The organism is Microbacterium nanhaiense (assembly GCF_014646015.1).
Lineage (GTDB): Bacteria > Actinomycetota > Actinomycetes > Actinomycetales > Microbacteriaceae > Microbacterium > Microbacterium nanhaiense.
Map to the genome: position 1 here is coordinate 394,015 of NZ_BMMQ01000001.1, position 20,198 is coordinate 414,212.

The following is a 20,198-nucleotide window of genomic DNA, read 5'->3' on the forward strand; positions in this document are numbered from 1 at the left end:
GAACCTGGATCAGAACATGCGGCGCGGGGCCTGGTCAGGGCTCGCTCTGAAGACGGACCGCGTCGGCAACGGGGCCGCCCGATCTGCTTGCAGGAGTCGAACGTCTCGACCGCTTGTGACGAGCTGAGCCGTGCCAGTTCTGATCAGTTGGTGGGCGCCGCTGCTGGCGGAGTTGGTGACCGGCCCGGGGACGGCGCCGATTCCTCGACCGAGCGTTTCTGCCTCGGCCGCGGTGCGGAGCGCCATCGAGCGTGCGCCCGCCTCGACGACGATCGTCGTATCCGAGAGTGCGGCGAGCAGCCTGGATCGAGCGATGAAACGGGCGCGTGTGGGGACAGAGTCCGGCGGCAGCTCGCTGATGACAGCTCCGGTCGAAGCGATATCTGCGAAGAGATCGGCGTGGCCGGTGGGGTAGCGGCGGTCGATACCATTCGCGATGATGGCGATCGAAGGCTTGCCTTCTGCGAGAGCCGAACGGTGCGCGGCCGCTTCGATGCCGTAGCTCCCGCCCGCGACGATTACGGTGCCAGTCTCCGCTAGTTCGCGCGCGATGTCGGAAGACACATGCTCGCCGTATGTCGTCGCCGCGCGCGCCCCGGTGATTGTCGTTTCCCCGCGGTATTGCATCAGATGCGAGATCCGAACGGGCGTCTGCGTCAGAAAGGCTATCGGTCGTTTCGATAGCCCCGCGATTTTCCGCGCGACGAGGTCTGACGGGCTGATAGATTCGCATCTAATGCACGATTAGCGCGTTATGTGGATGGATTGGGTGGTTGATGGGACGAGTTCCACACGGTGCGTCGTCGCTGTATCTTGCGGGCGGGGTGTCGTTCCTCAACGCTCATGAGGCCGTGTTTGAGGCGATGATCGAGGGCTGGCGGATGCAGCAGATCGGTGGCCGACATCTCAAGGAGGATTCGGTGTCGCGCGCTTTGGGCGTGGTCCGGAGGTTCGAGTCGTACGCGGGCAAGAAGCCGTGGGAGTGGTCCGCGGGCGACTTTGACGAGTGGATGGCGCTGCTGGTGTCGCAACGGAAGGTCGAAGCGTCGACGATCCGGTCGTACCAGGGGGCGGTGCGCGCGTTCTGCGATTACATCTGCTCGCCGCACTACGGCTGGGTTGACGAGTGCATGGAGCGTTTCGGGACGCACCCGGTTCAGGTCTGCCATGAATGGAACACGCTCGCGCACCTGCAGGATTACGAGGGCAAGCCGGGGCGACGCCCGTTGACGCGGTCGGAGCTGCAGCGCTTGCTGGATCATGCTGACGCCGAGGTGACGCGGTTGCTGGACGAGCGCCGCAAGGGTGCTCTGCCTGCGTTCCGGGACGCGACGCTGTTCAAGGTCGTCTACGCATGGGGGATGCGGGCGAGCGAGGCGGTTGGGCTTGATGTGACCGACTTCTACAGGAATTCGAAGGCTCCACAGTTCGGGGAGTTCGGTGTGATGCAGATCCGGCACGGGAAGTCGTCGCGGGGCGGGCCGCCGAAACGGCGGGCGGTCGTGTCGTTGTTCGGCTGGGCGGTTGAGGCTCTTCAGGAGTATGTCGAGCAGGTGCGTCCGTTGATGGTCCGGGACGGGTCGCCGGCGCTCTGGGTCTCGGAACGCGGGACGAGGCTGCGCACGCGGGAGCTGGCGTCGAGGTTCGCCGTCTACCGGACGGCGCTGGGGCTGGATGAGGTGTTGACGCCGCACGCGCTGCGTCATTCCTACGTGACCCACCTGATCGAGTCCGGGGTCGATCCCGCGTTCGTGCAACGTCAGGTCGGGCACCTGCACCAGTCGACGACGGCGATCTATACGGGCGTGAGCGCGGACTACATGAACACGATGATGAGTCAGGCGATCGAGAAGACGCGGCACAGGCCGCGCGATGAGGAAGAGAGCGGGCGATGAGACTGATCGGGTTTGAGTGGCGGCTTCGGGAGGTGATGGCGGCGGCGGGAATGTTCTCCACGACGAAGCTGGTCCCGCTGCTGGAAGAGCGGGGCGTCTACTTGTCGACGAGCCAGGTATATCGGCTCGCCGCGGAGAAGCCGGAGCGGATGAACATGCAGGCGCTGGTCGCGCTGCTGGACATCTTCGATTGCACGTTCGAGGAGCTCGCGCCGCGGGTGGTCCTCGGCAGCGCGGTCGCAGCGACCGGGACGACCGATCCTGGGCCGGAGCGGGGCGATTCGGCGACGAACCGACTCCGGGAGTCGGGCCTGAAGCCGCGTAGGGCGCAGATTCTCCCGCCGGATGCTTGACCCGGTCTTCGCCGCGCTGACCACGCAGATCGCCGCCGTCGAGCAGGCTCTTCCGCGTGAGCGGATCGCCGAGATCGTGAACGGCTCGTTCCGGCAGCTGCCGGTTGCCCGCCGGACGCTCGACCTGGTCACGCAGGCACCCGGGCTGCTCACCGCGGCGGATCCGCAGACCACGCCGGCTCTGGCAAGTCTGTTGCTTCGCCTCCACGAGGCTGGAGCGCGGACTGTCCGACCGCCGCGTTGCGCACACTGCGGCGGGCTGCGGAAGCTGCTGCAGCGCACGCCGACCGGGCGGATCTGCGCTCCATGCGGTCGCCGTCTCGCTTCCAGGAGCGGACTCTGTGATCGTTGCGGGCACACCCGCCGCGTGCAGACAGGGCCCGGTGAGAGCGCGTACTGCAAACGATGCTGGGTCGACATGAAACCCGAAGCGGCCGAGCGCATCGTCGAGCAAGTCCGCCGCCATCGCCGTGTCGCGACCGCGACCATCCTTCGAGCGGTGGAGCAGATGGCGGCGGACGGGAGGGACCGCCGAGTGCGGCTGATGCTCGAGCTGCAGGCCCACGGCGCGGAGTGGTTCTCCGACCCGGCCGCGGGCTCTGTGCTGTTCGGCACGTTCTACGACCTTCTCCACGCGGACGGCGCGCGTCTGCCCGAACGACGCTGCGGAGGCTGCGGCACCACGCGCACGCTCACCGAACGCGTCGAGGGACGAGTGAGCTGCCGACGCTGCTACCGGATCGCGCACCATGCCCCCTGCGATGGCTGCGACGACGTCACCAACCTGGAGCGGGTGCTCTCCGACGGGCGGCGACTCTGCCAACGCTGCACGAACAAGCTCCCCGACGAGAACGCCGTCTGCGTGAGCTGCGGCAACCATCGACTGATCGCCTACCGCAGCCCGGAGGGCCCGCTGTGTTCAACGTGTCGGAGCTCCTCCCGGCTGGACACCTGCACGGACTGCGGGGAGCTTGCGCCCTGTTTGTTCCACGGCAGCGAGAAAGCGATCTGCAAACCCTGCTCCGACAAGGCCAGCGTCGACACCTGCACGATCTGCGGGAACGAGCGGCAATGCCGCTGGCCGGGAACCGCGCGCGCCGCCTGCGAGCAGTGCTCCAACCCTCGCCAGCCCTGCGTGAGCTGCGGGGAGGTCCGGCTGCGCCACAAGCGCACCGAAGACGGCTCCGGCTATCTCTGCTGGGCCTGCGTTCCGCCGATCATCGAGACCTGCACAAGCTGCGGAGACGCTCGGATAGTGAACGGCCGGATCGAGGGCCGGCCGTTCTGCCCGCTCTGCTATCCCCGCCAACCGGAGTCGTTCCGCCCCTGCACCAGCTGCGGGACCATCACACGGCTGATCGCGAAGCTCTGCCCCCGTTGCCGAGCCGATCAGATGATCCGGGAGATGGTGCCCGACGAGCTCGCCGCCTCCGATGCACGCATCGCGCATCTGCGAGAGCGGTGGTTCCAGGGTGCTCCGTCGAAGATCGTCTACGCCTTCGAACGCGGCACCGTCGCCTGCACGCTGATCACCCGAGTGCTCACCGCCCCATCCCTGCGCACTCACGCCTACCTCGACCAGGCCGGCTCGGAGTATCAGACCCGAGCGGTTCGGTCCGTGCTCATCGACCACGGGCTGCTCCCACCGCGGGACGAGCTGCTCGCCCGGTTCGAGCTCTGGCTCGACAGCGCACTTGCCGAGATCCCCGACCCGGGTGAACAGCGCACCGTCACCCAATACGCGCGATGGCGACACCTGCGCGCACTGCGCCGCAACACGATGCCGTCCCGATCAGGCCAGCTGTCCTGGCGGCGGCTCGAGATCGCGGGGATCATCGAACTGCTGGAATGGATCCATACCCGCGGAGGTTCTCTCGTGTCCCTCACCCAGGCGGATGTCGATGAATGGCTCACCGGCGGCCGACGCCCGTTCCTGCACCACTTCCTGACCTGGACCGCACGGGCCGGCGCATCCCGACCGCTCACCGCTCCACGCCCGCCATCAGGAGCCTTGAGCCCGCAAGCCATGAGCGACGAGGAACGCTGGCGGCTGCTCGCCGATGTCACCTCCGACCCGTCCATCAACCCGCACACGAAGCTCGCCGCGGGGCTGATGCTCATGTTCGGCGTCCGGGCGGCGAAGATCGTCCAGTTGCGCGCGGAAGACGTCACCGTCACGGACCAGGCCGTGGTCGTCCGCCTCGGCCAGGAACCTCTCGTGCTCCCCGCCGAGCTCGCGCCGGCGGCCGCGGGAGCCGCCAGCAACCGCACCGCGCCTCGCATGTTCGTGGAGAGCATCGAACAGGAGTGGGTCTATCCCGGAACCCGGGCCGGGCATCACATGGCCCCCGACACGCTGAATACCCGGCTCCGCGCTGCCGGCATCCCGCCGCGACTTGCCCGCACCGGCGCGCTGATAGCGCTCGCGCAGGAACTCCCACCCGTCGTTCTCAGCCGGCTGACTGGCCTGGACATCTCCTCCGCGATCGCCTGGTCCAACGCGATCGGCGCGAACAGCACCGCCTACGCCGCCGCGGTCGTCGAGCGCGTCGGCATGCCCCTCCCAGTCGTCCTGCACTGAAATCTGACGATGACGTTTCCAGGGATGTCACGTCGTGAGAATCGGGCGGCACCGATTCTGCTCGGCGGTCAACTCGTCCTGATCGTGGCCGCGCTCTCCTTCGACATAGGCCACGAACAACACCCACGCCGTGTCCGATGATCGGCGTCGGGTGGGAGGGCGTCTGGTGTCCGAGTTCGTCGTTCCGGTCAACCACGTCGTATGACCTTGACGTGCAGGAGCCGCTCAATGCCGCTCGGTCGGCACGCTCGGCCGGTCCCCGGGAGAGTGCGTCGACTGAGGGTCGCAGCAGTCCTCCTCGGTCCTCCGTCCGGAGTTCCGACGGCGTTGATGAAGGAATCCGCTTAGTAGCACGATGAGCACCACGGTGGTAGACAGGCCGGCGATGACGCCGGTGTTGCTTTGGAGCCAGTTCGATATCGTCGCCGAGACAGCGGCGACGTCGGTGCGCCCTGCGGAAGGGGCATCGCCGACGACAACTGGAAACCAGTACCAAGCCAGGTAGACGCCGGTGAGGATCAGGACGGCGGCGGTGACCTTGGGAACGAATCGTGTCAGTGCGGCGATCCGCCTGGACAGCACAGAACCGGCTACGGCGGCGACCACGGCGACAAGCAGCAGGACGGTGGCGGAGCCGGCGGCATAGATGGCGAAGACGAGGAGCAGCCCGACGAAACTGGCTGTCGCCTGGGCCTGGGCGATGACCGCGAGGAGTACGCCGAAGGTGCACGACAGCGAGGCCGCGGCGTAGCCGACGCCGAAGACGACCATGCGCACGGCGCTGGGCAGCCGTTCGATTGCGCGGCCGGGTATGCCGGGAAGCCGGAGGGACATAGAGCGTCCGGCTAGCATCGCCCCGCCGAGCAGCACCAACAGGATCCCGACGGCGAGGCCGAGGGCTGGGGCGGCCTGGATCAGGCCCCGTGCGCCGGCGCTTACCGCGACGCCAGCCAAGGCGAGCGTGCCCGCAAACCCGATCGTCAGCGCGAGGCCAGCCCGTAGGGCGCGCAGCAGGCGCACCGGGGCTGAGGAAGAGGCGGCGTCGCCCAGCGCATGGGTGATCCAGGCCGGGAGCAGCGCGAAGCCGCAGGGATTGACGGGGGCGATCATCCCGGCGGCGAAGGCAAGGGCGAGGAGTCCGCCCATCGCTCAGGCCCCGGCCTTGTGGAGCGCGGAGACGATCGTATCGGCGTCGGGGTCGGTGGCGCGGAAGGTCACCTGTCCGTCACTGTCGACGATGATCAGTGTAGACAGCGCGGCGACCCCGAAGCGCTGGGACAGCGCCGCGCCCTCGTCGATGGCGGCGGGGACATGCACGGCGTCGACGTACTCCATGAACCTCTGAATGGTCTCGGTAGGTTCGCGCGGATCCATGTCGACGGCGAGGAACTGGGCATCGATGCCGGCCTCCTCGGCCGCGGCTGCCGCCTGACCGAGGGATCGGACTCCGCCGACGCATTCGCCGCAGCCGACGGAGAAGAAGAACACCGCGGTGGGCTTCCCGGCGGCGGGCAGGCTGATCCGCTGAGCGTCGATGCTGGTCACCGTCGCGGCGGTGGCAGTCTCGGCAGAGACGGGATCCTTATCAACGGTGCCGCAGGCGGTCAGGATGAGCGAGCCTGCGAGCAGGAGGGTGGCGAGCGAACGACGGGCGCGGGAGCTGATCATTGGTTCTGTTCGCCCTTCGGGTCGGTGCGGTGAGCGGATTCGGTGGGCGGGCAGCAGTCAGGTTCGACACGGCCGCGGCGGGTTCGGCGGCGGACGACGACGAGCAGCACGATCGCGAGGAGCGCAATGCCCACGCCGATCACCCACGGGTTGCCGAGAAGGAGCCCGCCGATGCCAGTAAGCATTCCGCCGGCGATGAGCACGGGCAGCGCGCAGCAGATCGTCATGAGGAGCACGGCACCGGCTCCCAGGAGTAGGCCACCGCCTCGCGTTCGGTCGTCGTGTTTGGAGGTCATAGCGTTCTCGAATCCTTCTGTGTCGCGGGTCAACAGCAGCGGGGACAGTCGTCGGCCACCGGGGTGTCGTCCTGAAGCAGGTCGAGCAGGCTCGTTGTGAGCTCGTTGCCGATCCGGTAGGCCTCGGCCACCGACACCACCTCGGCACCGGGATGCTCAGAGAGCCACCCGGTGGCGTCGTCGACGGAGGCGAAATAGTGCACCTGGTTGCAGAAGGCCGAGCGGATCGAGGTGATCTGCTCCAGGTTCACCAGCGACACCACGGCGCTCGGGGGTGTGACGCCGGTGACACCGGCAACCGGATCGATGGTGACGCGGATCGTCTCTCCGCTGGCCGGGGAGACGGACTCCACGCGCGCTGGGCGATCGAGGAGGGCCGGGAAGATGAGGGTGTCCAGGGCGCACCAGGTGTAGAGCTCCTCACCGTCGACGGTGAACCGGTGCGGTGTAGGGCGCAGCGTGAGGCCCTGGCCGACGATTCGGCCCTGGTCGTCGTACTCGGTGTCCTGCATCGCGGCCAGTCCGAGCCGTACCTCGTCGATCGTGCGGCCCGCAGCCACGGACAGCTGTTGGACGGTGACGGGGTCACCGTCGGCGAGCAGCCGCAGCAGCGGGATGAGCAGGCCGGTCTCTCCCAGTCGGCTGAGCCGCTCGGGCAGTTGCATGCTGAGGTCAGACATCGTGGGTTCCTCCAGTTCGTTCACGCGCAGCACGACAGGAGCGACGGGTCGGTGGTGAAGGCCTTGGCGGCGATCCGGATGCCCTCGGCCATGGTCAGGTAGGGGGCCCAGGCGTCGGCGACCTCGGCGACCGTCTTGCCGAGCACGTGGACCCCGGCGGCGGCGAGCTCGCCGGCGTCCTTGGCGACGGCGGTGATGCCGAGGATCTTCCCGGTGTCGGCGTCCACGACGATCTTGACGAAGCCGCGGGTGTCGCGGTTGACCAGTGCGCGGGGCACGTGGTGCAGGGGCAGGACGCGGCAGTCGCAGCGGATCCCGGCGGCGACGACGTCCTTCTCGGTCATCCCGACCGCGCCGATCGCCGGGCCGGTGAACGTCACCCTCGGCAGTCGGGCGTAGTCCACGGCCCGATCGGCGTCGGCGAACGCGTTCTCGGCGACGAGGGTGCCGTGGTGGGCGGCGACGTAGACGAACTCGGGGTGGCCGGTCACGTCGCCCGCGGCCCAGATCCGCGGGTGGGAGGACTGCATCCGGTCGGAGACGACCACCTCGCCGAGGTCCCCGGTCTTGACCCCGACCCTGTCGAGGCCGAGCCCATCGGTGGCCGGTCGTCGTCCGAGGGCGACGAGCACCTGGTCGGCGCGGAACTCCTCCCGGCCGCCGGCGACGTCCGCGGTGACGACGGCCTGCCCGGTCGCGGCGTCGCGGGACACCCGCGTCGGCAGCGCGCGGCGGACCACCCGGATGCCCTCGTCGGCGAACACCTCCTGCAGCGTCCTGGACACCTCCGGCTCCTCCTTCGACGCGAGCCGGGACCGGACCAGCACGGTGACCTGGGAGCCGAGCCGGGCGAACAGCTGCGCCTGCTCCAGGGCGACGTAGCCGCCGCCGAGCACGAGCAGGGACTCAGGGAGTTCGGTCAGCTCCATCGCCGTGGTCGAGGTCAGGTACCCGGTCTGGTCCAGGCCGTCGATCGGCGGGGCCCACGGCCGAGAGCCGGTCGCGACCAGGTAGTGCCCGGCCTCGATCGTCTCGGTGCTCCCGTCGTCCCCGGCGACCTGGAGGACCGGTGCGTCGGGGGTGCCGGCGAACGCGGCGTCGCCGCGGCGGACGGCCCAACCGTAGGAGTCGGCGACGTCGGCGTACTTCTCGCCCCGCAGCGACTCGACCAGCGCCTGCTTCCCGGCGATCAGGGCGGGCATGTCCACTGGCCCCGCCGTCGTCGCGATCCCCGGGAACCGGTCGGCGGCGTCGGCCGCGGAGTGCCGTGCGTCGGCCGCGGCGATCAGGGCCTTCGACGGCACGCAGCCGGTGTTCACGCAGGTGCCACCGAGCGTCCCGCGCTCGATCATCACCACCGACTTGCCGAGTGTGGTCGCGCGGATCGCGGCGGCGAACGCACCACCGCCCGATCCGATGATGGCGAGGTCGTACTTCGTGGGCATCGCAGCTCCCGTCACTTGGGTTTCTCTTCTTTCTCGGCCATACTGGACCTTCCAGTGCAGGGGAAGGTCAAGAAGGCTTCTGCCGAAAGAAAAGGGGGCCTGCGATGCGCATCGGGGAACTCGCCGAGCGGGCGGGAACGACGGCGAAGACGCTGCGGTTCTACGAGGAGCAGGGCCTGCTGCCCCCGGCCGAGCGCACGCCGTCCGGATACCGCGACTACGCGCCCGAGACGGCCGCCCGGATCGACTTCGTCCACCGCGGCCAGGCCGCGGGCCTCACCCTCGCCCAGATCCGCCAGATCCTCGACATCCGCGACGGCGGCGCTGCTCCCTGCGAGCACGTGCGCGATCTCCTCGACGCGCGCCTCGCCGAGATCGAGCAGCAGATCGCCCAGCTCACAGCGCTCCGAGACACCATCGCCGAGCTCAGGCACGACGCCGCGCAGCCCGACCCCGACTCGTGCAGCGCGGACCAGGTCTGCCGGTACCTGTAGCTCACGGAAAATCCTCTCGGCTCTCCCAAGCGACGAGAACGGAAAGTCGTGCAGAATCCCCCGTCCGCCAAATAGCGCCAAATCAAATAACGCGCACTACCAATACCGTTCGTACGCCGGTCGCGAGAGCAGCGAAGCATCGCCCGCGACCCAGATCGCGAGGGGAGCCCGGGCACGGAGATCATTCAAACTCGTCGGCCAGTCGTCGTCACGGGGAACGAGCACACCTGCCGGATCAGTATTGATCTCGTACCTGAGATCCCGGGCCTTCGCGGCCAGCTGCTCTTGCCACAGCAACGAGTCAGCATCGTTCAAGCCGGGCACCATCAACGGGGACTCAGCGAGCTTCAGCGCTTCGAGCGCGCCGGCGCGTCGCACCACCGCGCTGGTGCGTTCATCGCCGGGCTCGGAGAGGTGGGAGAGCACGATACGCGCGCTCCGTTCATCGGAAGCAAGATCCGACAGATGAGTGGTCATGGTGCGGCCTCCGCGTGGCTGGTGATGCGAGAGAGGTGCACTGTGCACGAACAAGTGGCTGAGAGTAGGCATTGTTAGCGATCGGAATAGCGGCACAGGGCGTTAAGGCTCCGCTTCCTTAGATCCCCTTCAGATGCTGGCGAAGCAATGTTGCTAGCGGCGTAGCAAGTCGCAGCGATCGTGCCGTAGTGACCGCTTGCGGGAACCCTGCCAATAGATCCACTTAGCATTGAATCGTGACGATTGTCGTGCTCGATACCAACGCGCTACCCCGCGGACATTTTTCGGTGGCAGCCATAGAACGGGTAGTCGACGAGGTGGGTGGAGAGGCGATCGTCGTTGTCCCTGAAGTGGTTGTATGGGAGTGGGCAGAGCACGCACGAGCGTCGTATGTGGCGTTTGAAGAAGCTGCTAGATCCGTGCATACGGATCAGCTGATCATCCCTCGCCCCGAAATCGCGGCGGCGCCACCTATTGACGAGCTTGTGGACCGCATCCAGCGGAATCTTCCTCGTCATGTGCAGGTATGGTCGCCACCGGATCACGTCTGGCGCGACGCGGTGCGTGAGCAAGTGTTGCAAGTCGGATCAGGTGAGTTGAAGGTAAACATCAAGACAGGCGCTGCGGATGCGATCGTCTTGGCGTGCGCGGAAGCTGAATCGGCAACGGGGGACGAACTAGTCCTACTTGTGACGAACGATAAGAAGCTCAGCAGAAACGCACGCAGTCTCGAGAACGTACGGTGCGCAACGGGTTACAAGGGCCTTCTAGAGGCGATGTACTCGTTTGTCCCAGCAACTGACGATCTTGCCGTTGCTCTGGGGGAAACCCTCCCGGACTACTTCAACGTTTTCCTTTCGGAGCACGGCGAAGCGATTTCCTTCGCAGAGCACGGCGTTGCTGTGCACGTTAGTCCCGGGCCGTGGAACTGGCCGGCCGACGCGGTGCTCACCACCGTTCATCTAAAACGCATCGATATCGTCGAAGTACATGACCTCGAAGTCGAGACAGGGGAGCGGACGCGACGTGGGCTGGCAGAACTTCGTCTGTTCGGCGACATCGCTGGAACGGTCATCGAGCAACACGCCGAGAACCTCGGGCACACCTCGGCCACGCGGAGAGTCGTCGATTTCAGCCAAGAGTTCGTTGATGTAACCGTCGAAGTCCGATGGGATCGGCATTGGCGTGTCGAGGAAGTACGAACAACCGGCGCGGCAGTGGTTGTGCTCGTCGACCCGCGGATAAGCGACGAGCTCGATGACGGGTACAGATTCTGCGCGACGGCAGACAGTTGAGTCACGACCGCACGATCTAGCCCTACTTCTTATCGAGCTTCGAGGGCAGCCCCGTCAGCTCACCAGATTTGGTTCGGGCCCGGTGGGGGAACAGATGACATCGGCGCTTCCAGAGCCAAGTCGTGCTGGAATGCGGTGGTTCCTCTAATACGCGGACCACACTGCCGGACGGCCCTTGAGGTGGGCGACAGCCACGGCAAGCGTGGTGAGACTCTTGGCATGTAGATCGGCGCGGGCAAGGTTATTCCCGTACCCTTCGCGGTCGACGGACGTGGAGAGGTACCGGTATGGGGCGCGAGGGGGGCGGGCTTCCCGAGGAGAACAGCCAAGATAGCGGCCCAGCGCGCCTCTGGTGCCGATTTTGGGGGAATGTGCTCGCTCGAGCGCGAGGCGCGTCCGGTGCAGGTTCGCTCGTACGGCGGTGCTGTCGTCGGCCTCGTTTATGGTGACGGTTATGACAGACGCGCGCGCCCCACTGATCAACCTGGCTCTCGACGGATTTGGCGCGGACGCTGATCCGGCGTTCGTCGGTGCATTATCTTTCATGATTGAGCAACAGGGACTGCTACAGACCCTGCTGACAGGGGTCGTCGAGTTGGTCCCGGACATCACTCGATGGCGGCTAACGCTCACCGACGACATAATCTCGACCGTGAACAGTGTTTCGGGGCGTGCCGATGACGACCCCTACACTACCGACCGCGGTGCCGGCCACGCCGGCGCGATCACCCTCCCACGCGATGACGGCACCTTTGACATCGTGGTCTCCGCAGACGTGCTGTTCGCCACGAGAGAGGAGCTAGCAACCGTTGACGATCTGGCCGCGCACGTGAGTGCCGCGGCTGCCCACATAAGCCGACATGAGGCCGGGCATGCCGCTTTGCGGCTGCGTGGCGAGGACGCCGACTCCTACCAAGACGTTCAGGGCCTGAGCAACAGCGACGCCGCCTGCCGCAAGCCGCTAGCAGCGCATGTCGATGATAACCGTATCGAGCAATACACCGCCCTCCACGCTCCTTCGCCGCTGCACCATGTTGACCACCTCACGGACGCGATCGCGCACCTGCGCGCGGAGCTCAACGAAGCCAAGCGCACCTGGCGGGCCGATATCGGTGCGGCTGCCTACCGCACCCTGACCGCCGCGAATGGTTTGGTCCGTGTGTTCGCCTACCTCTCCCCAGAACTCGGCCTGGACGAGAACGGCACGCCGCGCCGACCGGACCCGCTGCCGGATGGCTGGGAGGAATACATTGAGCACAGCTGGGACGACTGGAGCCTGACATTTCACCGACTCCGGCCCGTCGACGAGCGCATGACCACCGATGAGATCGGCACGGTCCTGGCCGACCTATGTCGGCTCATGAACTCGTGGATGAGCTCGATCGGCGTGGACTGGGGCCTCACCGAGGACGACCGGGAATACATTTTCTGGCGGAAGAACCGCTACTAGGCGAACGCCAGCAGTCCCGACGCCGATTCCGGAACACTTGGTGCCCCTTCAACAACGGGTATTGCGCGACGCCCAACAGCGCGACATGCCAGGCCCCTTCGTACACCGCTTGCGAAAGCCGCGAGGCATCGTCCGCGACTCAGATCGCGAGCGGCAACCCGTGCGCGGGATCAATCGAGTTCTTCGGTCAGCCGCCGTCGCCGGCCACGAGCACACCTGCCGGCTCAACATCAATCTCGTACCTGAGGCCCCGGACCTTCGCGGCAGTCTGCTCTTGCCACAGCAGTAAGTCGGTATCGTTCAAGCCGGGTACGAACAATGGCGACTCAGCGAACTTCATCGCCCCGAGCGCGCCGGCACGTCGGAGCACGGAGCCGCTGAGTTCAGCGCCGGGGTCGGAGAGATGGGAGAGCACGATACGCGCGCTCCGATCATCGCAAGCAAGATCCGACAGATGAGTCGTCATGATCCGGCCTTCTTGTGTCTGCGATCAGGGAGAGGTGCACCTAGCTTCAGCGGCGCGTCGCAGTCTGCGCGATGTAGGACTCCGCGTGCAGCACGAGAACTGCGTGGGACCGCAGAAGTGGTGGGCGGCGCGAGACGCCGTTGCGGTCCGTCGGAGGACTGCACTGTGGATAACGTGCTGCGTCGACGTCCTTGTTCCTACGGTCGGTGGCACGACCGATCTCGATGAGAGAACTGGATGAGGGGACGAGGGCGATGATTCTGTATCTGAGTTTCAGGCTCGCTGGATTTCTGCAGGTGTTCTTCCAACGATGCATGCCGACGAACATCCTCATCAACGTGCTGCGCACCCGCCGCGGCTTGAAGTGGTCGATGGTCACCTGGCTGATCGCGCCGATCTACTATCTCCTCGCGCGCTGGTTCGCGGAGATCATCGAAGCAGGCGGTTCTGGATGGGTCTACATCGTGATGGGGATCGCGAGCTGGGACGCGCTCAAGATGTTCGTCGCCGGGCCGACGCTTTCGGTCGTGCTGCTCGTGACGAAGATCCGAGAGGCGGTGTCGATCACGAGGTCCGAAGATCCGTCCGTAAACCCGTCCGAAAACCCGTCCGTTTACTCCCGTAGACGTCCGTAAACCCCCAGAGATAGAATGGGCCCCAAGCAGCGGCTTGCTGCCTGGGGCCCAGTCAATCACTGGCCTCGAAGCCCATCGGAACGTGCTTCGGGAACCGTCAGGATTCACACACCATAGTAGAGCTCGAACTCGTACGGGTGCGGGCGCTGCGCCATCGGCAGGACCTCGTTGTTGTACTTGTAGTCGATCCAGGTGTCGATGAGCTCCTGCGTGAACACGCCGCCCTCGAGCAGGTAGGCGTGGTCGTTGCGGAGCGACTCGAGGACCTCGGGGAGGGTCGTCGGAACCTGGGGGATGTTCTTGGCCTCCTCGGGGGGAAGCTCGTAGAGGTCCTTGTCGATCGGGTCCATCGGCTCGATGCGGTTCTTGATGCCGTCGAGGCCCGCCATGAGCTGCGCCGCGAAGGCGAAGTAGGGGTTGCCCGACGCGTCCGGCGCGCGGAACTCGATGCGCTTGGCCTTCGGGTTGGATCCGGTCAGCGGGATGCGGATCGCGGCCGAACGGTTGCCCGCCGAGTACACGAGGTTGATCGGCGCCTCGAAGCCCTTCACCAGGCGGTGGTAGCTGTTGATGGTGGGGTTCGTGAACGCGAGCAGCGACGGGGCGTGCTTGAGGATGCCACCGATGTACCAGCGCGCGATGTCGGAGAGCTGACCGTAGCCCTGCTCGTCGAAGAAGAGCGGCTTGCCGTCGAGCCACAGCGACTGGTGGGTGTGCATGCCCGAACCGTTGTCGCCGAAGATCGGCTTCGGCATGAAGGTGGCGGTCTGGCCCCACTCTTCCGCGGTGTTCTTCACGACGTACTTGAACTTGAGCACGTCGTCCGCGGCGTGCACCATCGTGTCGAAGCGGTAGTTGATCTCGGCCTGGCCGGGGGCGCCGACCTCGTGGTGCGAGCGCTCGAGCTGAAGGCCCACGCCTTCGAGCTTCAGGCAGATCTCGTCGCGCAGGTCGGCCTGCTTGTCGACGGGCGCGACGGGGAAGTAGCCGCCCTTGACGGAGGTCTTGTTACCGAGGTTTCCGCCCTCTTCTTCGCGGCCGCTGTTCCAGTGCGCCTCTTCCGAGTCGACCGAGTAGAAGCTCTTGCCGCCGGTCACCTCGTAGCGCACGTCGTCGAAGATGTAGAACTCCGCCTCGGGCGCGAAGTACGCCGTGTCGGCGATGCCGGTGGAGGCCAGGTACTTCTCGGCCTTCTTCGCGACCTGGCGCGGGTCCTTCGAGTACACCTCGCCGTTGCGCGGGTTGTAGATGTCGAAGATCATCACGAGCGTCTTGTGCGTGCGGAACGGGTCGATGTACGCCGTCGTCACATCCGGGATGAGCTGCAGGTCCGACTCGTCGATCGAGGCGAAACCGCGGATCGAGGAGCCATCGAACATCTGGCCCGTCGTGAAGAAGTCTTCGTCGACCGTCGACGCCGGGATGTTGAAGTGCTGCTGCACACCGGGGAGGTCGGTGAAGCGGATGTCGAGGAACTTGACGTCCTCTTCCTTGATATAGGCGAGAACTTCGGACGGGTCCTTGAACATGAGTGCTCCAGATTGGGAGAGATGTCGGATCAGCGCCAGCCGGGCTGATACATCGAAACTATCGCCGCACGATTGCTCCGGCATGTCTCGTGTGTTTCCCCGATGTTACGGGGGTAACGGTGCGGTACTCAAACCCGCACCGCTCCCAGAGGCGGCACAACGCCGCCGAATAGGCTGGATCCGTGACCAGTTCTGCATCTTCGTCCGACTATGTCGGCAAGTCGCTTGGGCTTCCGCAGAGCGGGCCCGGAAGCCTCGCCACCTTGCCACGCAGGATCGGCGCGTTCGCGACCGACTGGGCCGCCGTCGTCCTGATCTCGGCCGCGTTCTTCGACTACACGTGGTGGTCGGAGCTCATCATCTTCTTCGTGCTCCAGGTGGTGTTCATCCCCACGGCGGGAGGAAGCCCGGGGCATCGGATCTGGGGCCTGCGCGTGACCCGGGCCGACGGATCCTGGACGGGCCTGTGGCGACCGATCGTTCGCGCGGCCCTGACGGTCATCGTGATCCCCGCGGCGATCTGGGACGCGGACAACCGCGGCCTCCACGACCTGGCCGCGGGCACGATCCTGGTCCGCGCCCGGTAACGCAGAAGGGTCCCGCCACGCGGCGGGACCCTTCTGCGTTACCGGAGCGACTAGCGGGGCGTCTTCGGTGCGCGGGCGCGCATGGGGTCGATGCCCTTCGGGATGGGCAGAGCCGTGGCGCCGCCGCGCGAGATCGACTCGGTCCGGGCGACGAGCTGTGCCATACCGTTGCGGTCGACCTTCTTCGGGAGCTTCTTGATCTGCTTCGCGAGCTGATCGATGGCGACCTCGCCCTCGCCCTTGCCGATGAAGAACTCCGTCACCGGCACCGAGTCATGCGTGATGCGGCGCGCGACGGTGCGCTCCTTCTTCATGAGCTTCTCGAGCTTCGAACGGGAACCCTCGCCGACCAGGACGACGCCGCCGCGGCCGACCGCACGGTAGACGACGTCCTGCGTCTTCGGGTTGATGCCGACCGGCATCTCCTCGCCGCGCCAGTTCCGCCCGAGCATGTTCGAGACGACGTGGCCGCCGGCGCCGGGCATGCCGTCGAGCTTGATGTACATCGCCTTCGTGGCGAGCCGGTTCATCGTGAGCATCGCCACGATCATGCCGACCATGAGGCCGAAGAAGCCCCAGAGGATCGCGAACCACCAGCGCTGCTGGGTGAGCAGCGCGAACAGCACGCCCAGGCCCGTGCCGAGGACGAGGATGACCGGCAGAACCCACACCACCCACGGGAACGGATCCTTCGTGAACGTGATGAGCTGTTTGATCGTGGAGAAGATGCCGGGGCGCTTCTCGGGGGCTGCCGTGCGTGATGCCATACCCCCAGTTTACCTAGCTCGGGCTGGGGTATGTATGCCGGGGCAGCGCGTGCACAGGGCGCGAGTGCCGGGCAGTTATCCACAATGCGCGGCCGCACCGCTCGCGGGCGCGGCCGCGCGCGTCATGCTGGGGCCATGGACGCGACCGTACCCACCATTGAGGTGCTCGACCTGGCCGTGCATCGGATCCGCCGGGTGGCCCCGCCCGAGGCGCCGTATCCCGCGACGCGCGCAACGGTGGGCGGCGAGGAGACCGTGCTGCTCGTCGACACGGACGCCCTCCAGGGGTGGCGGGGTTGGCGCTGCCGCGGAACGCAGCACCTCCTCGCGCCACTGGACATTGTGCGGTGCGACGACGGGCACGAGGCCGTCTTCCCGGACCTGCGCGAGCCGGTGTCGCGGGCATGCGGCGAACGCGAGGCCGCCGGGGTCGGCTGGCGGCGAGGCGAGGCCGTGACCCTCCTGGTGTCGCTCGTGCGGGGCGTGGCCGAGGCCGCGGCCATCGATGCCGTCGAGGGGCCCGGTGAGTGGTGGATCGCCGCCGACGGCCGCCCCATGTTCGTATTCGTGGACGGAGCGGGCGACACCGTCGTGTCCGCCGCACGAATCTTCGTCGACAGGGTGGCCGCGCAGATCGACGACCGCGTTCTGGTGCGGGCGATCGACGATGTTCGGGCGGGCCTCGACCGACCCGAAGCACTCGCGCGCCGGCTCGATGACCTGGAGGAGCCGTTGTTCGACGCGGCCGCGCCGCAACCGATCGAGAGCGAGGCGCGGCCCACTGGCGAGGGTCGAACGGGGCGCGCGATCGGGTTCGACGCCGAAGACGCCGACGTATCGGGGTCGTGGCTCCGTGATGCCCTCGACCGCCACATCGATTCATCCCTGGGCGAGCTGCTTCGCGACGCCGTCAGCTCGGTCACGGACCGGCTCGCGTCTCGTCGGGCCCGGCGGGCGTCGAGCACGCGGCCGCGTGGGCGCCGCCGGAACGGGGGAGCGCGCGCGGAAAAGGGGGCGCGGTGGCCCCTCGCAGTCGTCGGATCGGCTGTCGTCGCAGTCGTCGTCGGCGCGGGGATGCTGTGGCCCGCGGGAGCCCCGGATGCGCGTGCGCGCGAGGAGGGCCCCGCGCCCGTCGCTCCCACGCAGGCGGCTCCGTCTCCGACCGCGGAACCCGAGCCCGACGTCGACGATGTGCACGGCGACGATCCTCTGCGGGCCGCCGACGCTCTCCTCGCCGCGTGGGACGCGTGCGGCGAGGCCTGTGGGGCTCCCGATCATGTCGGACGGGCGGGCGCGGCGGCGCACGAGGCTCGCGCGCTGCGTCTCATCGACGACTACGGGGCAGTGGCGCTCATCGAAGTGACGGCACCCGAGACCCGAGCGCAACTCCTCGTCGTCGAACTCGTCGGCGAGGTGTGGCGGGTCCGCGATCTCTACGACGCACCCGAATAACGCCGGAAGGGGCCGCGCCGGACGGCGCGACCCCTTCCAGGGACGGAACTCGATTCACATACCGAGGTTCGCGGCGAAGTTCGCCTCCTCGAGGCGGTTCTTGACCGCCGAGAGGTAGCGGGCCGCGTCGGCGCCGTCGATCGTGCGGTGGTCGTACGACAGCGCGAGGTACACGTACGAGCGCACGCCGATCGCGTCGACGCCGTCGACCTTCGTCACGCCGGGGCGCTTGTAGACGATGCCGGTACCCAGGATCGCCGACTGCGGGAGGAACACGAGCGGCGTGTCGAAGAGCGCGCCGCGCGAACCCGTGTTGGTGATCGTGAAGGTACCGCCGGCGAGGTCGTCCGGCTTCAGCTTGCCGTCGCGCGTGCGAGCGGCGAGATCAGCGATACCCGCCGCGATCTCGGCGATCGACTTCGACGAGGCGTCGCGCAGCACGGGCGTGTACAGGCCCTTGGGCGTGTCGACCGCGATCGAGAGGTTCTCGTGGTCGGGGTAGACGATGTTCTCACCGTCGACCGTGGAGTTGATGATCGGGTACGCCTTGAGCGCCTCCACGGCAGCCAGCGAGAAGAACGACAGGAAGGACAGCTTCTGTCCGGTCTTCGCGAGGAAGTCGTTCTTGTACTGGTCGCGGAACTGCGACAGCTTCGTCACGTCGACCTCGACGACGGTCGTGAGCTGAGCGGTCGTGTTGAGCGACTCGACGGCGCGCGATGCGACGACCTTGCGGAGGCGGCTCATCGGCTGGGTCGTGCCGCGCAGCGGCGAGGTCTCGAGAACCGTCGACGGTGCAGCGGCCGGGGCTGCGGGAGCCGTCGATGCCGGGGCAGCCGGTGCGGTGGCCGACTTGGCGGCGGCGAGGACGTCCTCCTTGCGGATGCGACCGCCGACGCCCGTTCCGGTGACCGTCGACAGGTCGACGCCGTTCTGGGCGGCGATCTTGCGCACGAGCGGGGTGACGTAGGTCTTGCCGCTGGCGTCGGCGGGTGCCGCCGGAGCGGCGCTCGCGGACGGTGCGGGCGCGGGAGCCGGAGCGGCGGGTGCCGCAGGTGCCTCGGGAGCCGGAGCGGCGGGCGCGGCCGGAGCCTCGGCGGCGGGAGCCGGTGCGGCGGGGGCCTCGGCGGCCGGGGCGGCGGGGGCGCCGGATCCGATGCGGGCGAGGACTGCGCCGATCTCGACGGTGTCGTCCTCGGGCGCGAGGAGCTCGAGAACGGTGCCGGCGACGGGCGAGGGAACCTCGGTGTCGACCTTGTCGGTGGAGATCTCGAGGAGGGGCTCGTCGACCTCGACGGTGTCGCCGACCTGCTTGAGCCAGCGGGTGACGGTGCCCTCGGTGACGCTCTCGCCGAGTTCGGGGAGCGTGACGTCGGTGGCGTCGCCGGATGCGGCGGGAGCGGCCGGGGCAGCGGGTGCCTCGGCGGCGGGAGCCTCGGGAGCCGGAGCGGCGGGCGCGGCCGGAGCCTCGGCGGCGGGAGCCGGTGCGGCGGGGGCCTCGGCGGCCGGGGCGGCGGGGGCGCCGGATCCGATGCGGGCGAGGACTGCGCCGATCTCGACGGTGTCGTCCTCGGCCGCGAGGAGCTCGAGAACGGTGCCGGCGACGGGCGAGGGAACCTCGGTGTCGACCTTGTCGGTGGAGATCTCGAGGAGGGGCTCGTCGACCTCGACGGTGTCGCCGACCTGCTTGAGCCAGCGGGTGACGGTGCCCTCGGTGACGCTCTCGCCGAGTTCGGGGAGCGTGACGTCGGTGGCGTCGCCGGATGCGGCGGGAGCGGCCGGGGCAGCGGGCGCCTCGGCAGCGGGAGCGGCAGGAGCGGGAGTGGCCTCGGCGGCTGCGGGCTCGGCGGCCGGGGCAGCGGGCGCGGCGCCCGTGCCGGAACCGTCACCGACGATCGCGAGCTGGGCGCCGACCTCGATCGTCTCGTCCTCCTCGGCGAAGATCGCCTCAAGGACACCCGCGACGGGCGACGGGATCTCGGTGTCGACCTTGTCGGTCGACACCTCGAGCAGCGGCTCGTCGACCTCTACGGTGTCGCCGACCTGCTTCAGCCAGCGAGTGACCGTTCCCTCGGTGACGCTCTCGCCGAGCGCGGGGAGGACAACGGAAGTACTCATATGTGAGTCT

20 protein-coding genes are annotated in these 20,198 nt (G+C 67.5%); 9 read left to right on the forward strand and 11 right to left on the reverse strand.

Annotation, left to right across the window (positions count from 1 at the left end):
- Positions 1 to 9: 9 nt before the first annotated feature.
- Entirely contained in the window at positions 10 to 627 is a 618-nt protein-coding gene (locus IEX05_RS02000; protein WP_188699717.1) for a DNA-processing protein DprA, read from the reverse strand.
- Between the two features lie 197 nt (positions 628 to 824).
- On the opposite strand from IEX05_RS02000, the gene IEX05_RS02005 reads away from it, so the two are divergent.
- From IEX05_RS02005 to IEX05_RS02015, 3 genes are read left to right on the forward strand one after another with little or no spacing between them, the layout of a single operon-like run.
- A complete protein-coding gene (locus IEX05_RS02005; RefSeq protein ID WP_229119376.1) occupies positions 825 to 1,895 on the forward strand; it encodes a tyrosine-type recombinase/integrase in 1,071 nt (356 codons plus the stop codon).
- A complete protein-coding gene (locus IEX05_RS02010; RefSeq protein ID WP_010155374.1) occupies positions 1,892 to 2,248 on the forward strand; it encodes a helix-turn-helix domain-containing protein in 357 nt (118 codons plus the stop codon). Before IEX05_RS02005 ends, IEX05_RS02010 begins: the two co-directional genes overlap by 4 nt.
- Positions 2,241 to 4,829, forward strand: a complete 2,589-nt coding sequence (locus IEX05_RS02015) for a site-specific integrase (protein WP_131940745.1) — start codon at positions 2,241 to 2,243, stop codon at positions 4,827 to 4,829. Before IEX05_RS02010 ends, IEX05_RS02015 begins: the two co-directional genes overlap by 8 nt.
- Before the next feature lie 225 nt (positions 4,830 to 5,054).
- Here IEX05_RS02015 and IEX05_RS02020 read toward each other — a convergent pair whose 3' ends face one another.
- Genes IEX05_RS02020 through merA form a run of 5 tightly spaced genes read right to left on the reverse strand, consistent with a single transcriptional unit; the run spans position 5,055 to position 8,918 of the window.
- On the reverse strand, positions 5,055 to 5,975 hold the full coding sequence (locus tag IEX05_RS02020) for a cytochrome c biogenesis CcdA family protein (RefSeq protein ID WP_006947554.1): 921 nt from the start codon (positions 5,973 to 5,975) through the stop codon (positions 5,055 to 5,057).
- Positions 5,976 to 5,978: 3 nt separating this feature from the next.
- The gene (locus IEX05_RS02025; RefSeq protein ID WP_006947551.1) at positions 5,979 to 6,497 is read right to left on the reverse strand and encodes a TlpA family protein disulfide reductase; all 519 of its coding nucleotides are present in this window, start codon (positions 6,495 to 6,497) and stop codon (positions 5,979 to 5,981) included.
- The gene (gene merT / locus IEX05_RS02030; protein WP_006947549.1) at positions 6,494 to 6,793 is read right to left on the reverse strand and encodes a mercuric ion transporter MerT; all 300 of its coding nucleotides are present in this window, start codon (positions 6,791 to 6,793) and stop codon (positions 6,494 to 6,496) included. The genes IEX05_RS02025 and merT overlap by 4 nt, the downstream gene beginning before the upstream one ends.
- Before the next feature lie 29 nt (positions 6,794 to 6,822).
- Positions 6,823 to 7,473 carry an organomercurial lyase MerB gene (gene merB / locus IEX05_RS02035; RefSeq protein ID WP_010155369.1) on the reverse strand — a complete coding sequence of 217 codons (651 nt, stop codon included), beginning with the start codon at positions 7,471 to 7,473 and terminating at the stop codon, positions 6,823 to 6,825.
- Between the two features lie 20 nt (positions 7,474 to 7,493).
- Positions 7,494 to 8,918, reverse strand: a complete 1,425-nt coding sequence (merA, locus tag IEX05_RS02040) for a mercury(II) reductase (RefSeq protein WP_010155368.1) — start codon at positions 8,916 to 8,918, stop codon at positions 7,494 to 7,496.
- Between the two features lie 104 nt (positions 8,919 to 9,022).
- Here merA and IEX05_RS02045 point away from each other — a divergent pair, with 104 nt between their 5' ends.
- On the forward strand, positions 9,023 to 9,412 hold the full coding sequence (locus IEX05_RS02045; RefSeq protein WP_010155367.1) for a heavy metal-responsive transcriptional regulator: 390 nt from the start codon (positions 9,023 to 9,025) through the stop codon (positions 9,410 to 9,412).
- A gap of 96 nt (positions 9,413 to 9,508) precedes the next feature.
- On the opposite strand, the gene IEX05_RS02050 is transcribed toward IEX05_RS02045, so the two are convergent.
- Positions 9,509 to 9,889 (reverse strand): hypothetical protein, encoded by a 381-nt coding sequence (locus IEX05_RS02050; protein ID WP_188699718.1) that lies wholly within the window; start codon positions 9,887 to 9,889, stop codon positions 9,509 to 9,511.
- Between the two features lie 236 nt (positions 9,890 to 10,125).
- On the opposite strand from IEX05_RS02050, the gene IEX05_RS02055 reads away from it, so the two are divergent.
- A complete protein-coding gene (locus IEX05_RS02055; protein ID WP_188699719.1) occupies positions 10,126 to 11,184 on the forward strand; it encodes a hypothetical protein in 1,059 nt (352 codons plus the stop codon).
- A 454-nt stretch (positions 11,185 to 11,638) separates the two neighbouring features.
- Positions 11,639 to 12,634 carry a hypothetical protein gene (locus IEX05_RS02060; protein ID WP_188699720.1) on the forward strand — a complete coding sequence of 332 codons (996 nt, stop codon included), beginning with the start codon at positions 11,639 to 11,641 and terminating at the stop codon, positions 12,632 to 12,634.
- Between the two features lie 187 nt (positions 12,635 to 12,821).
- Here IEX05_RS02060 and IEX05_RS02065 read toward each other — a convergent pair whose 3' ends face one another.
- Entirely contained in the window at positions 12,822 to 13,100 is a 279-nt protein-coding gene (locus IEX05_RS02065) for a hypothetical protein (protein ID WP_188699721.1), read from the reverse strand.
- Between the two features lie 314 nt (positions 13,101 to 13,414).
- On the opposite strand from IEX05_RS02065, the gene IEX05_RS02070 reads away from it, so the two are divergent.
- On the forward strand, positions 13,415 to 13,735 hold the full coding sequence (locus IEX05_RS02070) for a hypothetical protein (RefSeq protein ID WP_188699722.1): 321 nt from the start codon (positions 13,415 to 13,417) through the stop codon (positions 13,733 to 13,735).
- A gap of 104 nt (positions 13,736 to 13,839) precedes the next feature.
- Here the strand turns inward: IEX05_RS02070 and glnA are convergent, their stop codons facing one another.
- Positions 13,840 to 15,264, reverse strand: coding sequence for a type I glutamate--ammonia ligase (gene glnA / locus IEX05_RS02075; protein ID WP_188699723.1), 1,425 nt, complete (start codon positions 15,262 to 15,264; stop codon positions 13,840 to 13,842).
- Positions 15,265 to 15,446: 182 nt separating this feature from the next.
- Between glnA and IEX05_RS02080 the strand changes: the two genes are divergently transcribed.
- Positions 15,447 to 15,851 (forward strand): RDD family protein, encoded by a 405-nt coding sequence (locus tag IEX05_RS02080; protein WP_188699724.1) that lies wholly within the window; start codon positions 15,447 to 15,449, stop codon positions 15,849 to 15,851.
- Positions 15,852 to 15,901: 50 nt separating this feature from the next.
- Here the strand turns inward: IEX05_RS02080 and IEX05_RS02085 are convergent, their stop codons facing one another.
- On the reverse strand, positions 15,902 to 16,618 hold the full coding sequence (locus IEX05_RS02085) for a DUF4191 family protein (RefSeq protein WP_188699725.1): 717 nt from the start codon (positions 16,616 to 16,618) through the stop codon (positions 15,902 to 15,904).
- Between the two features lie 135 nt (positions 16,619 to 16,753).
- Between IEX05_RS02085 and IEX05_RS02090 the strand changes: the two genes are divergently transcribed.
- Complete coding sequence (locus IEX05_RS02090; protein ID WP_188699726.1) at positions 16,754 to 18,070, forward strand: hypothetical protein; 1,317 nt, start codon at positions 16,754 to 16,756, stop codon at positions 18,068 to 18,070.
- A 54-nt stretch (positions 18,071 to 18,124) separates the two neighbouring features.
- Here IEX05_RS02090 and sucB read toward each other — a convergent pair whose 3' ends face one another.
- Entirely contained in the window at positions 18,125 to 20,188 is a 2,064-nt protein-coding gene (gene sucB / locus IEX05_RS02095; RefSeq protein WP_188699727.1) for a 2-oxoglutarate dehydrogenase, E2 component, dihydrolipoamide succinyltransferase, read from the reverse strand.
- Between the last annotated feature and the right edge of the window lie 10 nt (positions 20,189 to 20,198).

Bases quoted from the DNA above. Each gene is read 5' to 3' on its own strand.
- IEX05_RS02065 (WP_188699721.1), bottom strand. From the start codon at position 13,100: ATGACGACTCATCTGTCGGATCTTGCTTGCGATGATCGGAGCGCGCGT.
- IEX05_RS02085 (WP_188699725.1), bottom strand. From the start codon at position 16,618: ATGGCATCACGCACGGCAGCCCCCGAGAAGCGCCCCGGCATCTTCTCC.
- IEX05_RS02050 (WP_188699718.1), bottom strand. From the start codon at position 9,889: ATGACCACTCATCTGTCGGATCTTGCTTCCGATGAACGGAGCGCGCGT.
- glnA (WP_188699723.1), bottom strand. From the start codon at position 15,264: ATGTTCAAGGACCCGTCCGAAGTTCTCGCCTATATCAAGGAAGAGGAC.
- sucB (WP_188699727.1), bottom strand. From the start codon at position 20,188: ATGAGTACTTCCGTTGTCCTCCCCGCGCTCGGCGAGAGCGTCACCGAG.
- IEX05_RS02060 (WP_188699720.1), top strand. From the start codon at position 11,639: ATGACAGACGCGCGCGCCCCACTGATCAACCTGGCTCTCGACGGATTT.
- merA (WP_010155368.1), bottom strand. From the start codon at position 8,918: ATGCCCACGAAGTACGACCTCGCCATCATCGGATCGGGCGGTGGTGCG.
- IEX05_RS02000 (WP_188699717.1), bottom strand. From the start codon at position 627: ATGCAATACCGCGGGGAAACGACAATCACCGGGGCGCGCGCGGCGACG.
- IEX05_RS02010 (WP_010155374.1), top strand. From the start codon at position 1,892: ATGAGACTGATCGGGTTTGAGTGGCGGCTTCGGGAGGTGATGGCGGCG.
- IEX05_RS02090 (WP_188699726.1), top strand. From the start codon at position 16,754: ATGGACGCGACCGTACCCACCATTGAGGTGCTCGACCTGGCCGTGCAT.
- merT (WP_006947549.1), bottom strand. From the start codon at position 6,793: ATGACCTCCAAACACGACGACCGAACGCGAGGCGGTGGCCTACTCCTG.
- IEX05_RS02070 (WP_188699722.1), top strand. From the start codon at position 13,415: ATGCCGACGAACATCCTCATCAACGTGCTGCGCACCCGCCGCGGCTTG.
- IEX05_RS02015 (WP_131940745.1), top strand. From the start codon at position 2,241: ATGCTTGACCCGGTCTTCGCCGCGCTGACCACGCAGATCGCCGCCGTC.
- IEX05_RS02025 (WP_006947551.1), bottom strand. From the start codon at position 6,497: ATGATCAGCTCCCGCGCCCGTCGTTCGCTCGCCACCCTCCTGCTCGCA.
- IEX05_RS02020 (WP_006947554.1), bottom strand. From the start codon at position 5,975: ATGGGCGGACTCCTCGCCCTTGCCTTCGCCGCCGGGATGATCGCCCCC.
- IEX05_RS02045 (WP_010155367.1), top strand. From the start codon at position 9,023: ATGCGCATCGGGGAACTCGCCGAGCGGGCGGGAACGACGGCGAAGACG.
- merB (WP_010155369.1), bottom strand. From the start codon at position 7,473: ATGTCTGACCTCAGCATGCAACTGCCCGAGCGGCTCAGCCGACTGGGA.